General features: G+C 37.4%; 15 protein-coding genes and 1 pseudogene. 4 read left to right on the forward strand and 12 right to left on the reverse strand.

The genetic code is table 11. The features are described from left to right. Positions 1-94 precede the first annotated feature (94 nt). Entirely contained in the window at positions 95-1,123 is a 1,029-nt protein-coding gene (queA, locus tag OVN23_RS01340) for a tRNA preQ1(34) S-adenosylmethionine ribosyltransferase-isomerase QueA (protein WP_267240259.1), read from the forward strand. A gap of 570 nt (positions 1,124-1,693) precedes the next feature. Here queA and OVN23_RS10380 read toward each other — a convergent pair. From OVN23_RS10380 to OVN23_RS01390, 10 genes and pseudogenes are all read right to left on the reverse strand, one after another. Continuing rightward, on the reverse strand, positions 1,694-3,538 hold the full coding sequence (locus tag OVN23_RS10380; protein ID WP_413777631.1) for a G5 domain-containing protein: 1,845 nt from the start codon (positions 3,536-3,538) through the stop codon (positions 1,694-1,696). Then, positions 3,518-4,405 (reverse strand): annotated as a pseudogene (locus OVN23_RS10385) (G5 domain-containing protein); the annotation flags it as partial. The pseudogene OVN23_RS10385 and the gene OVN23_RS10380, both read right to left, overlap by 21 nt. 633 nt (positions 4,406-5,038) lie before the next feature. Next, positions 5,039-5,590: a GNAT family N-acetyltransferase gene (locus OVN23_RS01355; RefSeq protein WP_000643818.1), complete on the reverse strand. Its 552-nt coding sequence runs from the start codon at positions 5,588-5,590 to the stop codon at positions 5,039-5,041. Positions 5,591-5,990: 400 nt separating this feature from the next. After that, on the reverse strand, positions 5,991-6,815 hold the full coding sequence (nadE, locus tag OVN23_RS01360; protein ID WP_267240249.1) for an ammonia-dependent NAD(+) synthetase: 825 nt from the start codon (positions 6,813-6,815) through the stop codon (positions 5,991-5,993). Continuing rightward, complete coding sequence (locus OVN23_RS01365; protein ID WP_267240250.1) at positions 6,812-8,272, reverse strand: nicotinate phosphoribosyltransferase; 1,461 nt, start codon at positions 8,270-8,272, stop codon at positions 6,812-6,814. Before OVN23_RS01365 ends, nadE begins: the two co-directional genes overlap by 4 nt. 115 nt (positions 8,273-8,387) lie before the next feature. Continuing rightward, positions 8,388-8,876: a DUF6773 family protein gene (locus OVN23_RS01370; protein WP_173218684.1), complete on the reverse strand. Its 489-nt coding sequence runs from the start codon at positions 8,874-8,876 to the stop codon at positions 8,388-8,390. After that, positions 8,866-9,075, reverse strand: a complete 210-nt coding sequence (locus OVN23_RS01375; RefSeq protein WP_049525060.1) for a helix-turn-helix transcriptional regulator — start codon at positions 9,073-9,075, stop codon at positions 8,866-8,868. The genes OVN23_RS01370 and OVN23_RS01375 overlap by 11 nt, the downstream gene beginning before the upstream one ends. Before the next feature lie 380 nt (positions 9,076-9,455). Next, a complete protein-coding gene (locus tag OVN23_RS01380) occupies positions 9,456-10,184 on the reverse strand; it encodes a hypothetical protein (protein WP_173218682.1) in 729 nt (242 codons plus the stop codon). Between the two features lie 15 nt (positions 10,185-10,199). Beyond that, the gene (locus OVN23_RS01385) at positions 10,200-11,045 is read right to left on the reverse strand and encodes an ABC transporter ATP-binding protein (protein ID WP_173218680.1); all 846 of its coding nucleotides are present in this window, start codon (positions 11,043-11,045) and stop codon (positions 10,200-10,202) included. A gap of 384 nt (positions 11,046-11,429) precedes the next feature. Beyond that, entirely contained in the window at positions 11,430-12,716 is a 1,287-nt protein-coding gene (locus OVN23_RS01390) for a peptidase U32 family protein (protein ID WP_173218678.1), read from the reverse strand. A 443-nt stretch (positions 12,717-13,159) separates the two neighbouring features. Between OVN23_RS01390 and OVN23_RS01395 the strand changes: the two genes are divergently transcribed. Together OVN23_RS01395 and OVN23_RS01400 are read left to right on the forward strand one after the other, a co-directional pair. Beyond that, positions 13,160-13,534, forward strand: coding sequence for a hypothetical protein (locus OVN23_RS01395; RefSeq protein WP_173218677.1), 375 nt, complete (start codon positions 13,160-13,162; stop codon positions 13,532-13,534). Positions 13,535-13,827: 293 nt separating this feature from the next. Beyond that, the gene (locus OVN23_RS01400) at positions 13,828-14,736 is read left to right on the forward strand and encodes a Dam family site-specific DNA-(adenine-N6)-methyltransferase (RefSeq protein WP_173218676.1); all 909 of its coding nucleotides are present in this window, start codon (positions 13,828-13,830) and stop codon (positions 14,734-14,736) included. A 33-nt stretch (positions 14,737-14,769) separates the two neighbouring features. Here OVN23_RS01400 and OVN23_RS01405 read toward each other — a convergent pair whose 3' ends face one another. Next, complete coding sequence (locus OVN23_RS01405) at positions 14,770-15,612, reverse strand: type II restriction endonuclease (RefSeq protein WP_173218675.1); 843 nt, start codon at positions 15,610-15,612, stop codon at positions 14,770-14,772. A 90-nt stretch (positions 15,613-15,702) separates the two neighbouring features. After that, positions 15,703-17,265: a glutamine-hydrolyzing GMP synthase gene (gene guaA, locus OVN23_RS01410; RefSeq protein WP_173233295.1), complete on the reverse strand. Its 1,563-nt coding sequence runs from the start codon at positions 17,263-17,265 to the stop codon at positions 15,703-15,705. A gap of 141 nt (positions 17,266-17,406) precedes the next feature. On the opposite strand from guaA, the gene OVN23_RS01415 reads away from it, so the two are divergent. Beyond that, the gene (locus OVN23_RS01415; RefSeq protein ID WP_173233293.1) at positions 17,407-18,105 is read left to right on the forward strand and encodes a GntR family transcriptional regulator; all 699 of its coding nucleotides are present in this window, start codon (positions 17,407-17,409) and stop codon (positions 18,103-18,105) included. The last annotated feature ends 58 nt before the right edge of the window (positions 18,106-18,163 follow it).

The following is an 18,163-nucleotide window of genomic DNA, read 5'->3' on the forward strand; positions in this document are numbered from 1 at the left end:
AAGTGAAAACGATTTAATTTTCAAAAAAAGAGCGCCCAAACTTGAAACATGTTATAATGGATAAGATTAGAACTTAGAAAGAATGAACAGATATATGAATACAGCTGATTTTGATTTCCACTTACCCGAGGAATTGATTGCCCAAACGCCCCTTGAAAAACGGGACGCTTCTAAACTCCTCATTGTCAACCGTGAGACTGGAGAAATGCAGGATAAACACTTCCACTCTATTATTGATATGCTGGAACCTGGTGACGCCCTTGTCATGAACGACACCCGCGTTCTCCCTGCCCGCCTCTATGGTCAAAAAGAGGAAACAGGAGGTCATGTGGAACTTCTCCTGCTTAAAAATACTAGTGGAGATGAGTGGGAAGTTCTGGCTAAACCTGCCAAACGCCTCAAGGTCGGTACTCGTGTCAGCTTTGGTGATGGTCGCCTCAGCGCTGTCGTTACGGAAGAATTGACTCACGGAGGCCGCATTGTCCGCTTTGAATACCAAGGAATTTTCCTAGAAGTCTTAGAAAGTCTGGGTGAAATGCCTCTGCCACCTTATATCCACGAAAAACTGGATGACCGTGAACGCTATCAAACCGTTTACGCCAAGGAAAGTGGCTCTGCTGCTGCACCAACTGCTGGACTACACTTCACTAAAGAATTGCTGGCAGAAATCCAAGCTAAGGGTGTTCATCTAGTCTATCTGACTCTTCATGTCGGACTCGGAACCTTTAGACCTGTTTCTGTGGATAATCTGGACGAACACGAAATGCACTCAGAATTTTACCAACTTTCTGAGGAAGCTGCTGCCACCCTCCGCTCGGTTAAAGAAAATGGAGGTCGCGTCATCGCTGTTGGAACCACTTCTATCCGCACCTTGGAGACTATTGGTTCCAAGTTTGATGGACAAATCCAAGCAGATTCTGGCTGGACCAGTATTTTTATCAAACCTGGCTATGAATGGAAGGTCGTGGATGCCTTTTCAACCAATTTCCACCTGCCAAAATCAACTCTGGTCATGTTGGTTTCTGCCTTTGCAGGTCGCGAATTGGTCTTAGACGCTTATCACCATGCCATTCAAGAACACTACCGCTTCTTTAGTTTTGGTGACGCCATGTTTATCTATTGAGAAAGAATCTCTCTAAATCTTCTAATACCAATAAATCACTAAGATATTATACCTACAATAGATTGCGTTGACTCTCCAAATTGATTCATCTATATTTTATTTCAGCTTCCTATATTTTCTTCGCTGTTTGTAAATCAAAATGCAAGACATATGAGTAGCACCATATTTGTTACTCTTATCTGTCCTCTCAAGAGACTATTATGAGTTGTTTCAGAATCATTCACTACTTTGACCCTGACTCTCCTTAGTCTCAAAATCAAAGACTTATACTCTTCGAAAATCTCTTCAAACCGCGTCAACTTCATCCACAACCTCAAAACAGTGTTTTGAGCTGACTTCGTCAGTTCTATCTACAACCTCAAAGCAGTGCGTTGAGCAACCTGCGGCTAGTTTGCTCTTTGATTTTCATTGAGTATTAAACAAAAAGTGAACAAACCTGAATTCTAATGTATAGAAGACTAGGTTTGTTCACTTTTTATAGTCGCTATAAGATAAGCTTATCTATAGCTTTTTATACATAATTATATATTCAGATATACTATTATCAATTGTGTTGCAGGGAGGAATCTATTAACGCACCCATTCACCATTATCATTGACTCTATAGCCATCTATACTTGTATTGACCGCTAGCTCACCCGATGAATTTACATAATACCATTTACTACCAACTTGGAACCATTGGTTGGCTTTCATAGAACCGTTGCTGTTGAGGTAGTACCATGAACCATTATTTTGTAGCCAACCTGTCTCCATAGAACCATTATCGTTTAGATAGTACCATGAACCATCAACTTGCTCCCAACCTGTTGCCATGGAACCGTTAGAGTTTAGATAGTACCATGAACCATTCACTTGTACCCAACCTGTTGCCATGGAACCATCAGTATTATAAAAATACCACATACCATTTTCTTGTTTCCAGCCTGTTGTTGGAGCAACTGGTTTAGCTGGTTCTACTGCTGCATCCGTTCCTTGGTTAGATGTAACAGATACAGGATACGAAGGAATAGATGATTTCTTAGGAACAACAACTTTTTCAGGTTCTCTCGTCCCTCTCCTTATACGTCTTTTTACCATCTCTTTAGTAATTTGACGAGAAGTAGTTTCTTCAATTGTTCCATCACGTTCATCTACAGTATAGATTGTAGTAAGCGTAATTTCACCAATTTCTCCTGCTTCTTCTATTTCTTGACCTTTATCAAGAGTTGGGTCATCGAGATATTCTGTTTCAATTGGGATTACTTTTGTTTCAACGCTATCCTTAGCTGGAACTTTAACAATAATAGGTGTAGCTGCTTTAGTAACCGTCTCTGAAACAGTTGCTACCGTAATATCGCCTGTCTTAGAATCAACTTTATAACTAGTCGTAACTGTTTTCAGTCCATCTTCGCTTGGAATAGTCGTAGGTTGACTTCCTCTTATATGTTCTGAATCCTTTTCATACCTCACTTCCGTGGAAGTTGTAGACTCAGTTGTTTCAGTCGGTTTTGTCCCAACTTTAACTACTTTCTTAACCATCTCAGTTGTTACTTCACTAGTCTTCTTATCTTCTACTGCCTTACCACCTTCGATTTTATAAGTAGTCGTAATGGTTTCAGTTCCTGCCTTACCTGGACGAGTTGGATCATCTTTCTTTTCCCCTTTAACAAGAGTTGGATCTGCTTCATACTCTGTTTCGATTGGAATAGCCTTTGTTTCAACGCTATCCTTAGCCGGAACTTTAACAATAATAGGTGTAGCTGCTTTAGTAACCATCTCTGAAACAGTTGCTACCGTAATATCGCCTGTCTTAGAATCAACTTTATAACTAGTCGTAACTGTTTTCAGTCCATCTTCGCTTGGAATAGTCGTAGGTTGACTTCCTCTTATATGTTCTGAATCCTTTTCATACCTCACTTCCGTGGAAGTTGTAGACTCAGTTGTTTCAGTCGGTTTTGTCCCAACTTTAACTACTTTCTTAACCATCTCAGTTGTTACTTCACTAGTCTTCTTATCTTCTACTGCCTTACCACCTTCGATTTTATAAGTAGTCGTAATGGTTTCAGTTCCTGCCTTACCTGGACGAGTTGGATCATCTTTCTTTTCCCCTTTAACAAGAGTTGGATCTGCTTCATACTCTGTTTCGATTGGAATTACTTTTGTTTCAACGCTATCTTTAGCTGGAACTTTAACAATAATAGGTGTAGCTGCTTTAGTAACCATCTCTGAAACAGTTGCTACCTTAATATCGCCTGTCTTAGAATCAACTTTATAACTAGTCGTAACTGTTTTCAGTCCATCTTCGCTTGGAATAGTCGTAGGTTGACTTCCTCTTATATGTTCTGAATCCTTTTCATACCTCACTTCCGTGGAAGTTGTAGGCTCAGTTGTTTCAGTCGGTTTTGTCCCGACCTTAACTACTTTCTTAACCATCGCAGTTGTTACTTCACTGGTCTTCTTATCTTCAACTGCCTTACCGCCTTCAATTTTGTAAGTGGTTGTGATGGTTTCAGTTCCTGCCTCACCTGGCCGAGTTGGATCATCTTTCTTTTCCCCTTTATCAAGAGTTGGATCCGCTTCATACTCTGTTTCGATTGGAATTACTTTTGTTTCAACGCTATCTTTAGCCGGAACCTTAACAATAATAGGTGTAGCTGCTTTAGTAACCGTCTCCGAAACATCTGCTACCTTAATATCGCCTGTCTTAGAATCAACTTTATAACTAGTCGTAACTGTTTTCAGTCCATCTTCGCTTGGAATAGTCGTAGGTTGGCTTCCTCTTGTATGTTCTGGATCCTTTTCATACCTCACTTCCGTGGAAGTTGTAGGCTCAGTTGTTTCAGTCGGTTTTGTCCCGACCTTAACTACTTTCTTAACCATCGGCGTTGTTACTTCACTAGTCTTCTTATCTTCAACTGCCTTACCGCCTTCAATTTTGTAAGTGGTTGTGATGGTTTCAGTTCCTGCCTCACCTGGCCGAGTTGGATCATCTTTCTTTTCCCCTTTATCAAGAGTTGGATCCGCTTCATATTCTGTTTCGATTGGAATTACTTTTGTTTCAACGCTATCCTTAGCCGGAACCTTAACAATAATATTTCCTACTTCATCAACATCAGTCTCCGGTTCCTCTCCTTTACGGCGGGTATCGTCTTTAATAAATGTCACTCCTGTTCCATCAGCATGAACAAAACTTGTATTCAGGACTCCTCCTAAAAATAAAGTTAGCCCGACCATCACAGAACCAAAAATCTTTCCGAGTTTACGTAATGCATAGCGCTTATTGGTATTAGATTTTGCCATTACATCCTCCTTCTAAAAGTTACTACTTCTAGTAGTAGCATCTTTTCTGGCAAATGTTAAATAATATGTTCCATATATCAAATAAACTTAGAATGATATATTGATTATTGAACTAACACTTTAACTATATCGTAATCAATCTCATATATAGAGGATTGCAGACATCTTATCCAAATACATGCTAATATATTTAGATACAAATATTCCAACTTGATAATTTTCACTCATCTTTCATCATTCCTTATACAACTATGCAGTAACAATCGAATAGTTTGCTCATCAGAATGAGACTATTTTAATGTTAGATATTTCGATAGAGAAACATAAATAAAATTGGTTGAATTTAATTCCCTAACTCGATAGAGGATTCTATTTTAAATTTAACAACAGCTAGGATTACACTATAAAAAAACATATTACCACCTGTTCGGCTGGAGAATCTAGTCGATTAGCTCCCTCTTAGTTACAAGATTAAAGCGATTTTTTAACTAATACTAAACAAGATTAAAGAAGGAACTAGAACATTTGTCTTGTGCTAATCAATGTGCTATTTTAAAGTTGTAAATAAACTTGGGATGCCAATTATTGTATTTACAATAAATAGTTGACTTCGATGGAAACAGAAAATAGAATTCAACATTCTTCCCTACTTATCTGATAATAAATAAGATCCGCAAGATAGCCTTTTCTCTCTACACCATTAACAATCGTTTGTAGATAGGACATTCCAGCCTTCTCCATGACACGACCTGAAGCTGGGTTGAGACTGGCATATCGAGCTTTGACTTTTTGAAATCCTACTTGAGTAAAACAAAAGTCCAAGACAGCTTTTAAGGCCTCTGTCATAAGACCACGACCCCAATAGTTTTTTCCTAAAATATAGCCAATTTCACAAGAAGAATTGTTCTCATCTATTGCAACGATGCTGATATCTCCTATCACTTGCTCTGGGTTTTCTTTGAGACAAATAGCCCATTTGTAATAGTTGGGATTAGTATAGGAAGCAACCCAGTTACGAATCGAATTTCGAGTCACCTCGACATCAGGATGGGGATCCCAGGTAACATAGGTCAGATTCTCAGCGGATGAAGCCCAATTTTGAAACATAGCTTCTGAATCACTCTCCACAAATCTTCTTAAAATCAAACGTTCTGTCTGTAATATTTGCGTACCGATAGCTTTCATGATGCTACCTCACTTCCTTATTTCTATGCTCGTAGTAAAAAGGCTCAACTCAGTAACAGCTAGAAAACGAGTTTGTCTTCTAATTTCTTGACGCAGTCGCTGCCTGGTTTGAAATGCGCTCTAGCAAGCTTTTTCAAACCTAGTCATCGTTGCAGGGGTAAGACGATGAAATCGAACTCTTCGAGTTACCGAATCTGCCTCATTTTCTTATTTCTAAACTCGGGGTTCAAGATCCCCCAGACCTACTCTCACTTTTTTATTTCAAGGTGAGAGGCTGAAAACCTCCACTGGAGGTTTTTCTTGCTTTTTAATTTCAGGGCAAGAAGCTAAAAAGGTTCCCCGAACCTTCTCTCACTTTCTCATTTCTAGGTGAGAGGCTGAAAACCTCCACTGGAGGTTTTCACTCCCAAAAGTCATCAAATACGGTGATGGGTAGGTGGCGTTTATGTTGGCCTTTGTGCCACCAGTTTTCGATTCTTGCTTGGGCTTCTGGGCTGATTGTTTTGCCTTCTAGGTAGTCGTCAATCTCTTCATAAGTGACTCCGAGGGCTACTTCGTCAGCTAGACCTGGTTTATCTTCTTCTAGGTCTGCTGTTGGGATTTTTTCATAAAGGGCTGGGTCTGCACCAAGTTCCTTCAAGAGTTGTTTTCCTTGACGTTTATTGAGGCGATAAAGAGGGAGAATATCTGCACCACCGTCACCAAACTTGGTAAAGAAACCTGTGATATTTTCCGCGGCGTGGTCTGTCCCAATGACCGCTCCACTATGGGCACCCGCAAGGGCATATTGGGCAATCATACGACTACGAGCCTTGATATTGCCCTTGTTAAAATCTGAAACAGGACTACCTGTCGCTTCAACAGCAGCTGTCATAGCGTCAGCTGATTCCTTAATATTGACGACTAAACTGACATCTGGCTGGATGAAGTCTAGGGCTTTTTGAGCGTCTGCTTCATCGGCTTGTACTCCATAAGGCAGGCGGACAGCGATAAATTTGTAGCTGTCGTCTCCCGTTTCTGCTCGCAGTTCTTCCATAGCTAGTTGAGCCAAACGACCTGCCAAAGTCGAGTCCTGCCCTCCAGAAATCCCTAGCACAAAAGTTTTAAGAAAGGGATGTTTTTTCAGGTATCTTTTTAAGAAATCAATAGAACAACGGATTTCTTCCTGGGTATCAATCACTGGTTTTACGCCCAATTCTTGGATAATCGTTTCTTGCAAACTCATTCTTCTTCTCCTTCACCAAGGGCTTCCTTGCGCATTTTGTCAATCAAGTCCATCTTGTCTTGCCATACATCACGCGCCAAATCCACTGGATAATGCTGCGGATTGAGCACGCGCTTGTACTCATCCCAAAGCTTGTCAAATTCCTTACGAGCATAATCCTGAATCTCAGTCAAGCTAGGCAGGTTGTAAATCAATTTTCCGTCTTTGAAGATATCCACTAAGAGAGGAACGGCATCAAAATTACGAACGGTCTTCTTGATGTAAGTATAAGTCGGATGGAACATCTTGATTTCTGTCATACTAGCGACATCCACACCGTCATAAGTAATGTAGTCACCCTCTGACTTACCTTTTTCACGACTGGTAATGCGCCACACCTGCTTCTTACCTGGCGTAGACACTTTTTCAGCATTATTTGACAGCTTGATGGTATTGCGCATCTGACCATTTTCATCTTCTATCGCAACAATCTTGTAAACTGCCCCAAGAGCTGGCTGATCATAGGCTGTAATCAGCTTGGTACCCACACCCCAGACATCAATCTTGGCCTTTTGCATCTTGAGGTTGAGGATAGTATTTTCATCTAGATCATTAGAAGCATAAATCTTAGCTTCTGTAAAGCCAGCCTCGTCCAGTTGCTGACGGACTTTTTTGGAAATGTAGGCAATATCCCCAGAGTCAATCCGCACACCCATAAAGTTAATCTGGTCTCCTAGCTCACGCGCCACCTGAATGGCAGCTGGAACTCCGATGCGAAGGGTATCATAGGTATCCACAAGAAAGACGCAATTTTTGTGGGTCGCAGCATAAGCCTTGAAAGCCTCATAATCATTACCATAAACCTGCACCAAGGAATGGGCGTGAGTCCCCAAGACAGGAATATCAAAGAGTTTACCAGCACGCACATTGCTGGTTCCATTAGCACCACCAATCACCGCTGCGCGTGTTCCCCAGATAGCCGCATCCATTTCTTGAGCCCGACGTGTCCCAAACTCCATCAAGGGTTCATCTTCAATAACCGAGCGAATACGAGCTGCCTTAGTCGCCACCAAGGTCTGGTAGTTGACGATGTTCAAAAGGGCTGTTTCGACCAACTGACATTGGGCTAGAGGGCCTTCCACCTGCACAATCGGTTCATTAGCAAAAACCAGGTCTCCTTCTTGGGCAGAACGAACGGTCAACTCCAACTTGAAATTGCGGAGGTAGTCCAAGAATGCCCCATGATAGCCCAGCGACTCCAAATAGGCAATATCACTATCTGAAAAACGCAAATCTTCAAGATAGTTCACAATTCTTTCCAAACCAGCAAAAACCGCATAGCCGTTCTTAAAAGGCTGCTGGCGGAAATACACCTCAAAAACCGCCTTTTTATTGTGAATCCCCTGGTCAAAGTAAACCTGCATCATGTTAATCTGGTACAAGTCCGTGTGCAATGTCAAACTATCATCTGGATACATACTTTTCCTACTTCCTTAGCTAGAAACCCATGAAAATTTTCAAGAACTTTCATGTATTCCAATAAATTAGTACTATTATATCACATTTTAGCTGGATTGAGAAAAGAGTAACAAGCTATTCACCACTCTCTAGTTCATCCATATCTTGTTCAAACTTTTTCTGAGCCCATTCACCATAGCTCTTCAGACCAAGATTGCCAATAAAGACCCATGGAAGGTAAATGACATAAGTAATCGCCCAAGCAGATAGGTATTTAACGTTCAAAGGATTGTACTGATAAATTTCTATGTTGAATTGATAATTCTGCAACATCAAAAGAGCCGTAATAGCCAAGGTTAGACAAAAACAACCCAAAATCGTAAAATGAAAACGACTATAGTAGGTCACTCCCAGATAACGGGCACGATTGAAAAAGAAGAAAATTCCTACTATCAGGGTATAGACTAGAAAATTCGGATTAAAAAGAGAGGGAGCCAACACTGCCACCAAATAGCTTAGAAGTACAAGCCCAATAAAGAGTGAAAAAGACTCTGCCCCAGCTTTATTGATTAGTTGTTCTTCTCTTTCGTCAAGTAATTGATAATGAATAAATTTATTTACCATCTTCTTCCTCCCAAAATAGTTGGTCTAAAGTTTTTCCTAAGCATCTGCAAATAGACTGGCAAAGGGAGAGACTAGGATTGTATTTCCCTGCTTCTATCAAGCCTATAGTCTGGCGCGTCACCCCCACAGCCTCTGCCAGTTGACCTTGTGTTAAATCAAGCTCTATCCGAGCTAATTTTAATTTTAAATTTTTAGCCACCTGCGTCCTCCTTATAGTTTTAATACTCATCTACTCTTAAAAAATCCAAAACCAACACAAGCTGTCAGCTATTTATTATAACCTCATTAATTAGCACTCCAATATTATCTTCAGCCTAAAATCAGTATGTTGGATTGTTTGAAATAAACTTCCTAGTTTGCTATTTGATTTTTTGTTTAGTATTAGCTTTAGTAGGGTCTTTTAAGCGAGTTTTGATTGCTTGTATTTCTTATTTAGTTGATTTCATATCACTATTATATAATGCTTTTGGAAATGAGTCTAGTATAAGTCAAAAACGTGGTAAACAGCAAGAGCAGGAGCATAGCAAGATGACTGATTTTTTACTAGATTTTAAGTCTACAAAATAATACTAAATGAAACTAAAATGAATACTCCTTGCTTTTCTTGAGAGTGAAAAAATACAATAAAATGATTGTAGTGATTACCACAAGATACTGACTAATAGACATCGTATTTGAAGCAACAAATACAGGTAAGGAATAAAAAGGAAGAAGTTCAATCGCTTTGATAAACAAATCATTACTAGTATTCATCATAATCGTATTTAATATATTAGGGACAAAGAGTAGTAAAGCTACTAAAATACCAAATACCAAGCCACTTTTCAATTTATATAAATAGAAAATGTAAGATAATAGAAAATAAAATAGGACTAACAAAATTGTATTGACTACAATGGCTACAATAAAATCTAATCCTAAATCACCTGGAACACCCAATTTACTTACGATGACTAGTAACACAATACCATTCAAAGCATAGATAATGGAAACTGAGATGGCATATAGAAAATTGGACAAGACGTAAATCATCCGATTTTTCTGTTGATTATAAAATAAACTGATCGTATTGTGGGAAAAATCCCTGCTAATAATTCGGTTAGCATGTATAACAGCCATTAACATACCGAGCATAGCATAAAAATTTGAAATATGCTTAATACCAAGTGATGTCCCTTGAGTCTTTAGAATAAAGAATGTAACCAGTATAGGCGGTATAAACGAGATAACCAATCCTAGATATATTACGCCTGATGAATATAAATCTCTTATATTTTCCTTAAGAAAATTCAATTTATTTAATTTCATGATTATAACCTTCCTTTATTTTGAACGATTTAGATAAATATCTTTAAGCGTCTCTTTTTTAGTTTCAAAATCAACTACTTTAATAGAGTTTTCGTTAAAAAATTTAAAAAGCTCACTACTTTGAATATTCCCAGACATAGTAATTTTCAGTCCCTCTTCCTGAACAATATCCCCAAATTCTTGTTTGGTAAGGAAAATGTCTCTATCTGTAGCTGATGAGAAAGCTATCTCAAACAAGTAATTATGACTATCTTTTCCTACTTTTTGAAATGTCAAAAGCCCGTTCTCCAAGAAAAGAACTCTCTCACAAATTTCTTCAATATCTTCTAATTTATGACTCGATATTAAAATTCCCACATTTTCACTTAAAGCTAAGTTTTTTAGAACCGCTAAAACTATTTGTGATGATTCAATATCTAAACCATTAGTCGGTTCATCTAAAATCAATATATCAGGTTCCGTAACGAGAGTTAGAAGCAAAGCTAATTTTTGTTTTGTACCCAAAGAATAGGTCTTTACTTTTTTATTAATAGACTGAGTCAAATCTAACTCTTGAATCAAACTCCCAAATCTTTCTTGATTGTAGTCAACACCATATAAATTTGACAAATATTTTAAATTCTCTAAACCTGTTTTAGATAAAAATAACTTTGGTTCTTCGATTAAATACCCAACATTATCACTACTTATAATATTCCCTGCAGTCGGTTGATTATTCTGAACAAGAATTTTCATCAATGTACTCTTACCAACTCCGTTTCTCCCTACTAGACCAACAATTTCACCCTTATTAAGTGCAAAATTTATACCTTTGAGAATGATTGAATGGCCATAATGCTTACTTACATTTATAACTTCCATTTTTTATTCCTCCATTAATATTCATTGTTTGCTCTTTGATTCTTATTGAGTTTAAAAAGTTGCGCCTCTTTTTAACAACATTATATCATATATCTAACTTAATGCAATATATAAATGTCATTTTGTAAAATTTTATTAACAAAAAAACTCTCTACCACAAAAAGATAGAGAGTTTTTAGTTTAAATATATAATTTCAAAATATCGACGGCATCGCTTCTTTGTTTAATTTGATAGGCTTTGGATACCTAAGCTCCGACTTTATCACTTAAAAAATAAAAAAGGACAGCTAATCCCTTGCACATCAAGGGATTTCGCCATTCTTTAATCTCGTTTAAGTGTTGTATATGGAGCTTTGCATAATTTTTTAAAACTAAACAACTACATTAAGCTCGAACTGTGACACTAGTTCCATCTTCTTTGTAAAGATTGATGAGTCCTTCTTTTAATGCACGAACCATGTCTCCTGCTTGAACAGGTTGAGGCACCTTAATAGTCAATAGCTCCATTGGATTTGGAGCACGGTCGATTTTATTGCCTTTAGCATCGTGCAAATCTTCAATATAAGTTTCAAAATGACGGAAACCTGGTCCATAAAACTCAACTTGATCGCCTTCGTTAATGACGTTTCGTTGACGAATAGTTGCTGTTTGTGTTGCGTCATCATAAGAAACCACTTCAGCAACAAACTTGTACTCAGGAATTTTACGGCGAGCACCAAACAACTGCTCATTTTCAGATGGTGTACCATAGTAAAAACCTGTTGCCAATTCACGTTGGGCAACCTTCCACATCTCATCAATCAAGTCTTGTTTGATAGATTCAAACTTTTCAGGACTTTCAAGATAGGCATCCACAGCCGCCTTGTAGCAGTTGGTTACTGTTGATACGTAGTGAATAGACTTCATACGCCCTTCAATCTTAAGACTGTCCACTCCATTTTCAATCATATCTGGAATATGGTCAATCATAGACATATCAACGGCTGACATTGAAAATTCTTCTGGAATCTCTCCCTTAAGGCTCTTACGTTCTTTCCCAAATGGCATATCGTAAAGGTCGTATTTCCAACGGCAAGACTGAGAACAACCACCACGGTTGGCATCACGCATACTCATGTGGTTTGAAAGAGTACAACGCCCAGAGTAAGAAATACACATGGCTCCGTGGACAAAGGCTTCAATCTCAACATCTGTACGTTTGCGAATTTCAGCTAATTCTTCCATTGAAACCTCACGCGCCAAAACGACACGTGTTAAGCCTAGCTCTTTCCAGAACTCAAGGGTTTCATAGTTAGTGGCACTTGCTTGGGTAGAGAGATGGATTTCAAGACCTGGTGCTTCTGTTGCTGCAATCATAATCAAGGCTGGGTCAGACACAATAACTGCCGCAATTCCGATATCACGCAGTTTACGGAACCACTCACCAGCTCCCTCTTCATTCCCTTCGTGCATAACCATATTAGCCGCTACATAGACCTTGGCACCGTACTTGGCAGCAAACTGGACGCCTTCTTCCATCTGTTCAAAGGTAAAGTTACCTGCTCGGCTACGAAGACCATAGGCCTGACCGCCGATAAAGACAGCATCTGCCCCATACTGAACAGCTACTTTTAGCTTCTCTAAAGTCCCTGCAGGTGATAAAACCTCAGGACGTTTTAATGTTTTTGTCATAATTTCTCCTATTTGCAATATAAAAGTTTGACATTTTTCCTTCTCATTTTATAGTAAATAAGCCATAAAATCAAGCCTAGACAGATTGTTTTGACAATTCTAATCTTTTAGACTTTGCATAATAACTGTTAAACAATCGAAAATTACCCCAGTTTTAACAAGTATTCAAAAAGTTTAGGAAAGAGCAAAAACCAGTATCCAAAGATACTGGCCCGTTATACTATATAAATTAGTTCTTAGATGACTATTCCCACTCAACTGTTTTCTAAATTGATAAGGTTCGATATAGTGTGAAATTAAGGATTTATACTCAGTTATTTTTATAAGAATTTATTAAAATTAATTTCTGTTATTTGTAAATTGTTTACAGAGTTGAAATTAATGTGTAGCAAAAACACAACATTTTTTGTATAATAGTATTAGTAAAAAAAGGTGGTGAGATAGTGAGATTAGCTGTCAGATTAGCAATAGAAACACGAAATAGCATCGATACTCTAAAAAAAGAAATAAAAGCAACTGGAGAATTTGATAATCTTCATCTTACTAATGGGTTTGTCGTAAATCAAGCTTATTTAGATTCTAAAAAAATTACTGCTGAACAAAACTGGGATAAAGTATTAAAATTTGGGTCTCAAGTTGAAGAACGAAGTGCCCCAAAAACTCGAACTGATTTACAAGTAAATCAAACTACTATTGATGATATTGCTGAGTTAAAAAAGATTTTACCTCTATATACAGAAACAAATTATGTAACCACTTCTTTTGTTATCAGAATGATAGTGAGGGGTTCTCTTTTAGTGCGTCACGGAAAAATTTAGGCTTCAAGCCTATTTTTTTTATTTCAATTTTATGTGTCGACAAAACACGACACTTATTTTATAACAGTGGCGTGAAATAATTACAACACTGAAATTATATAAAGGAGAACTAACAATGATTAGACCAATTTTGAATGCAGAATGCATTTATTTGACTATTTTTTGTAGTGTTAAATATTTTATGCGTTTAACTTTACATTTTAGGAAGAGGAGAAGTTTATAATCAGTTTTTGAAGAAAAAAGTATAAAAAATGCTATAATAGAATACATATAGTAGGGGAGGAGAATTACAATTGTTACCTAAAAAAATTATCACACCTAAAGTACCACCTATTAAAATCCAAGGAATAAAAACTAAATTAGTTCCATTTATTGCTGAATCAATAAAGTGGGATGGTAAAGGAACATACTTTGAACCATTTATGGGATCTGGTGTAGTAGGTTTTAATTTAGAACCACAGAAGGCTATTTTTAGTGACACCAATCCCTATATCATTCAATTTTACAAAGATATTCAATCAAAGAAGATTACTGCTCAAACAGTTAGAACTTTTTTAGAAAATGAAGCAACTAAATTATCTAGTACTCCGGCTGATAAGACATCTTATTACTATGAAGTTAGAGATAGATTTAATAAAGAACATAGCTCTTTAGATTTTTTATTTTTACAACGTTCCAATTTTAATGGAATGATACGTTTTAATAATAAAGGTAATTATAATGTTCCTTTTGGACGAAAACCAGAGAGATTTCAAAAAGCATTGATTACAAAAATTGTAAATCAAGTTTCATGGATTGAAAAAATAATGAAGGGTAAAGATTGGGAATTTATCTGTATTCCTTTCACTAAAGCATTTGAGATGATGGGAGAAAATGACTTTGTTTATTTAGACCCTCCGTACATTGATCGATATGATGGATATTATGATTCTTGGAGTGAAGAATACGCGACATTACTCGCAGAACTTACTCAAAAAGGAAAAGCAGGATACGCCTTTAGTATGTGGTACGAAAATCAGTATAGAAAAAATACCCACATGGAAAAATGGACGGATGGAAAGTTGTTAACTACTGAACATTTTTATCACTTAGGAGCAAAGGAATCTAATCGAAATAAAATGATAGAAGCCCTAGTAATAAGTGAAAAACATTTGAATTTAGAAGAAGTTTATCACGAACAACAACAAATTCTATTATTCTAAATAAAAAAGGATACAAAGTGTATCCTTTTTTTATTATTCACATTCTTTATTTGTTTCAACTGATAAATATTTTTCAAGTCGTGTTAATTGTTCGGTTGATAATTGTTTAGTTTCTTTTCCCCACTCTGTAAATGTCTCTAAGTTATTAAAGAGTTTATCTTTTACTTCTTGAGAATCTTTATATTTAGGAAAATTTTCCCAATAAATATGGAAAAGGTCGTTCCCTAATTTACTAAAAGGACCATTACCATCTTGAAAATCCTTAATTATTTTAGATTTAAAGGTTCCAATGTTATCTGTATTTCCACTTCCTTTACTTGTACCAGCTACTTTATATTTTTCTTGAACAAAATATTCTACATCTTTATAAGCTGGTACTATTGAAGAAATGTCTTCTGATTCTAAATTAACCTTTCTAATACTTGCACTTTCATTCCTTGAATATAGAAAACCTAGAATATAATGCTTATCATATTCACTATAATTACCATCAATATTTTTAGTTCCATTTCTTAAGTAACTAGTAAAACTTCCAGCTGTAAAATTGAACTCTTTAATTTGACCTTGTTTATCAAATTGTCGATAAGTTGTTTTAATATCAAGTGCAATTCTTTTCTTATCAGGTTTCAAGAAATAAAAATCTGGATAGACTGTCTGCTTTTCAGATTCAAACAACTTATATCCTAACTCCTCTGCAACTTCAAGCAAATATGGATATACTATCACTTCAAATAATCGTCCTATTATTTTTGAATCATTTCCAAATGGGAAAACTTCTTTCTTTTCATTTACAAAACCAAGTAAGTCCCAAGCGTTTTTATCATCTATTTTAGGTAATTTTTCAATAATTGTTTTAATAAAAATATCATCACACATCTTATTTCTCCTTTGTTTGCGAATTGTTTGCGATTATTTAATTAAAGGCTCTGAAACATTGATTTCAAAGCCTTTTTATTGTAATTTTTCTTATTCCCACTCAACTGTTGCAGGTGGTTTACTTGTAATATCGTAGACGATACGGTTAACGTGATCTACTTCATTTACGATACGTACTGAGATTTTTTGAAGGACATCCCAAGGAATTTTGGCAAAATCAGCAGTCATACCATCAATAGAGGTGATGGCACGGATTGCAATTGTATAGTCATACGTACGACCGTCACCCATAACACCAACTGAACGAACACCTGTATTAACTGTGAAGTATTGCCAGATATCGCGGTCAAGACCAGCTTTAGCAATTTCCTCACGAAGGATAGCATCTGATTCACGAACAGTTTCAAGTTTCTCTTCAGTGATTTCACCCATGACACGGATAGCAAGTCCTGGTCCTGGGAATGGTTGGCGCCATACAATATGGTCTGGCATACCAAGCTCTGTACCAAGGGCACGAACTTCATCTTTATAAAGAGTGTTGAGTGGTTCAATCAATTCAAATTGCATGTCTTCTGGAAGACCACCCACGTTGTGGTGCGACTTGATAGTTTGAGCTGTATCCGTACCAGACTCGATCACGTCGGTGTAAAGCGTACCTTGAGCAAGAAATTTCACATCTTTGAGCTTGCTTGCTTCGTCATCGAATACATACACAAACTCATTACCAATGATTTTACGTTTTTGTTCAGGGTCAGAAACGCCAGCAAGTTTGTCAAGGAAACGTTTAGCAGCGTCTGCTTTGACGATATTCAAACCAAACTTACCACCAAGCATGTCCATAACTTGATCTGCTTCACCTTTACGAAGAAGACCGTGGTCTACGAAGATACAGATCAATTGATCGCCAATAGCCTTTTGGAGAAGAACCCCAACGACAGATGAGTCAACTCCACCTGATAGACCAAGAAGGACACGTTTATCACCGACTGTTTCACGGATTTTTTGGATCTGCATATCGATGAAGTTATCCATTGACCAGTCGCCTTTAGCCTTACAGATCTTAAGGGCAAAGTTACGAAGGATATCATTTCCGTATACAGAATGACGAACTTCTGGGTGGAATTGGATACCGTAAATGTGTTTATCTGGGTTTTCGATGGCTGCGTATGGGCAGTCAGCTGATGTACCTGTACGAACAAAGTCAGCAGGAATCTCAGTAACCGCATCACCATGGCTCATCAAAACAGTCTGCTCGTCTGGTGTTGATTCAAAAAGAGCTGATGGTGTATGAGTAAGAGTTGATTGACCGTATTCACGATTCCCAGCGTCACCTGCAGGAACAACTTTTCCTCCAAGTTTATGGGTCAATAACTGCATACCATAACAGATTCCCAAAATAGGAATTCCGAGTTCGAAGATTTCTGGGTCAATATCAAATGAACCATCTTCGTATACAGAGTTTGGACCACCTGAAAGGATAATTCCTACAGGATTGATTTCACGAACTTCAGCAGCTGAAATTTTATGGCTTTTTAGTTCTGAAAAAACACCAATCTCACGGATACGGCGTGAAATCAGCTGGTTGTATTGGCTACCATAGTCCAATACGATGATTTTTTCTACATCTTGCAAATCAGTTGAAATGTTGCTCATCTTTTTCCTTTCTCAAAAGAAATATCTTTTTTCAATATTCTATCACAAATAAGGGCGAATTACCAACTAAACAAGGAGAAGTTTGACTTTTTCTAGTTTATTAGGGTACAATAGAGAAAAGATAGAAATGAAGTGAAAAATATGCTACCCGCTTATATGAAAATCCATGATCAGATTAAAAAGGATATTGACGAGCATCGTTGGGCTATTGGGGAGAGGCTTCCTAGTGAACGAGATTTAGCAGAGCAGTTTGAGGTCAGTCGTATGACCCTTCGCCAAGCTGTATCTCTATTAGTCGAAGAAGGCGTTTTAGAGCGTCGTGTAGGAAGCGGCACCTTTGTTTCCAGTACTCGAGTACAAGAAAAGATGCGAGGGACAACCAGTTTTACTGAAATTGTTAAGGCCCAAGGTAAAGTTCCCTCTAGCCAACTCATTTCCTACAGAAAAACCATTCCCAATGAGCAAGAAGTTGCTAAGTTAGGAATTTCTCCAACCGAAAACATTATCCGAATGGAACGTGTTCGCTATGCCGACAATGTTCCTCTGGTTTATGAAGTTGCTTCTATTCCTGAAAAATTCATTAGGAACTTTAAAAAAGAAGAAATCACCAGTCATTTCTTCCAAACCCTACAAAAACACGGCTACCGTATCGGTAAATCACAGCAGACCATCTATGCTCGCCTCGCTAAAGAAAAGATTGCCCACTATTTAGAAGTTGAAAAAGGACATGCTATTCTTGGTCTGACTCAGGTTTCTTACCTAGAAGATGGTACTGCTTTTGAATACGTAAAAAGTCAATATGTAGGCGAACGTTTTGAATTTTATCTTGAAAATAATTAATACTCTTCGAAAATCAAATTCAAACCGCGTCAACGTCACCTTGGATTATATATGTGAC

The sequence above is a fragment of the Streptococcus sp. Marseille-Q6488 genome, from assembly GCF_946902925.1.
Taxonomy (GTDB): domain Bacteria; phylum Bacillota; class Bacilli; order Lactobacillales; family Streptococcaceae; genus Streptococcus.

Excerpts from the sequence above, each read along its gene's own strand:
- queA (WP_267240259.1), top strand. The coding sequence starts at position 95 with ATGAATACAGCTGATTTTGATTTCCACTTACCCGAGGAATTGATTGCC.
- OVN23_RS10380 (WP_413777631.1), bottom strand. The coding sequence starts at position 3,538 with ATGGTTAAGAAAGTAGTTAAGGTCGGGACAAAACCGACTGAAACAACT.
- OVN23_RS01355 (WP_000643818.1), bottom strand. The coding sequence starts at position 5,590 with ATGAAAGCTATCGGTACGCAAATATTACAGACAGAACGTTTGATTTTA.
- nadE (WP_267240249.1), bottom strand. The coding sequence starts at position 6,815 with ATGAGTTTGCAAGAAACGATTATCCAAGAATTGGGCGTAAAACCAGTG.
- OVN23_RS01365 (WP_267240250.1), bottom strand. The coding sequence starts at position 8,272 with ATGTATCCAGATGATAGTTTGACATTGCACACGGACTTGTACCAGATT.
- OVN23_RS01370 (WP_173218684.1), bottom strand. The coding sequence starts at position 8,876 with ATGGTAAATAAATTTATTCATTATCAATTACTTGACGAAAGAGAAGAA.
- OVN23_RS01380 (WP_173218682.1), bottom strand. The coding sequence starts at position 10,184 with ATGAAATTAAATAAATTGAATTTTCTTAAGGAAAATATAAGAGATTTA.
- OVN23_RS01385 (WP_173218680.1), bottom strand. The coding sequence starts at position 11,045 with ATGGAAGTTATAAATGTAAGTAAGCATTATGGCCATTCAATCATTCTC.
- OVN23_RS01390 (WP_173218678.1), bottom strand. The coding sequence starts at position 12,716 with ATGACAAAAACATTAAAACGTCCTGAGGTTTTATCACCTGCAGGGACT.
- OVN23_RS01405 (WP_173218675.1), bottom strand. The coding sequence starts at position 15,612 with ATGTGTGATGATATTTTTATTAAAACAATTATTGAAAAATTACCTAAA.
- guaA (WP_173233295.1), bottom strand. The coding sequence starts at position 17,265 with ATGAGCAACATTTCAACTGATTTGCAAGATGTAGAAAAAATCATCGTA.
- OVN23_RS01415 (WP_173233293.1), top strand. The coding sequence starts at position 17,407 with ATGCTACCCGCTTATATGAAAATCCATGATCAGATTAAAAAGGATATT.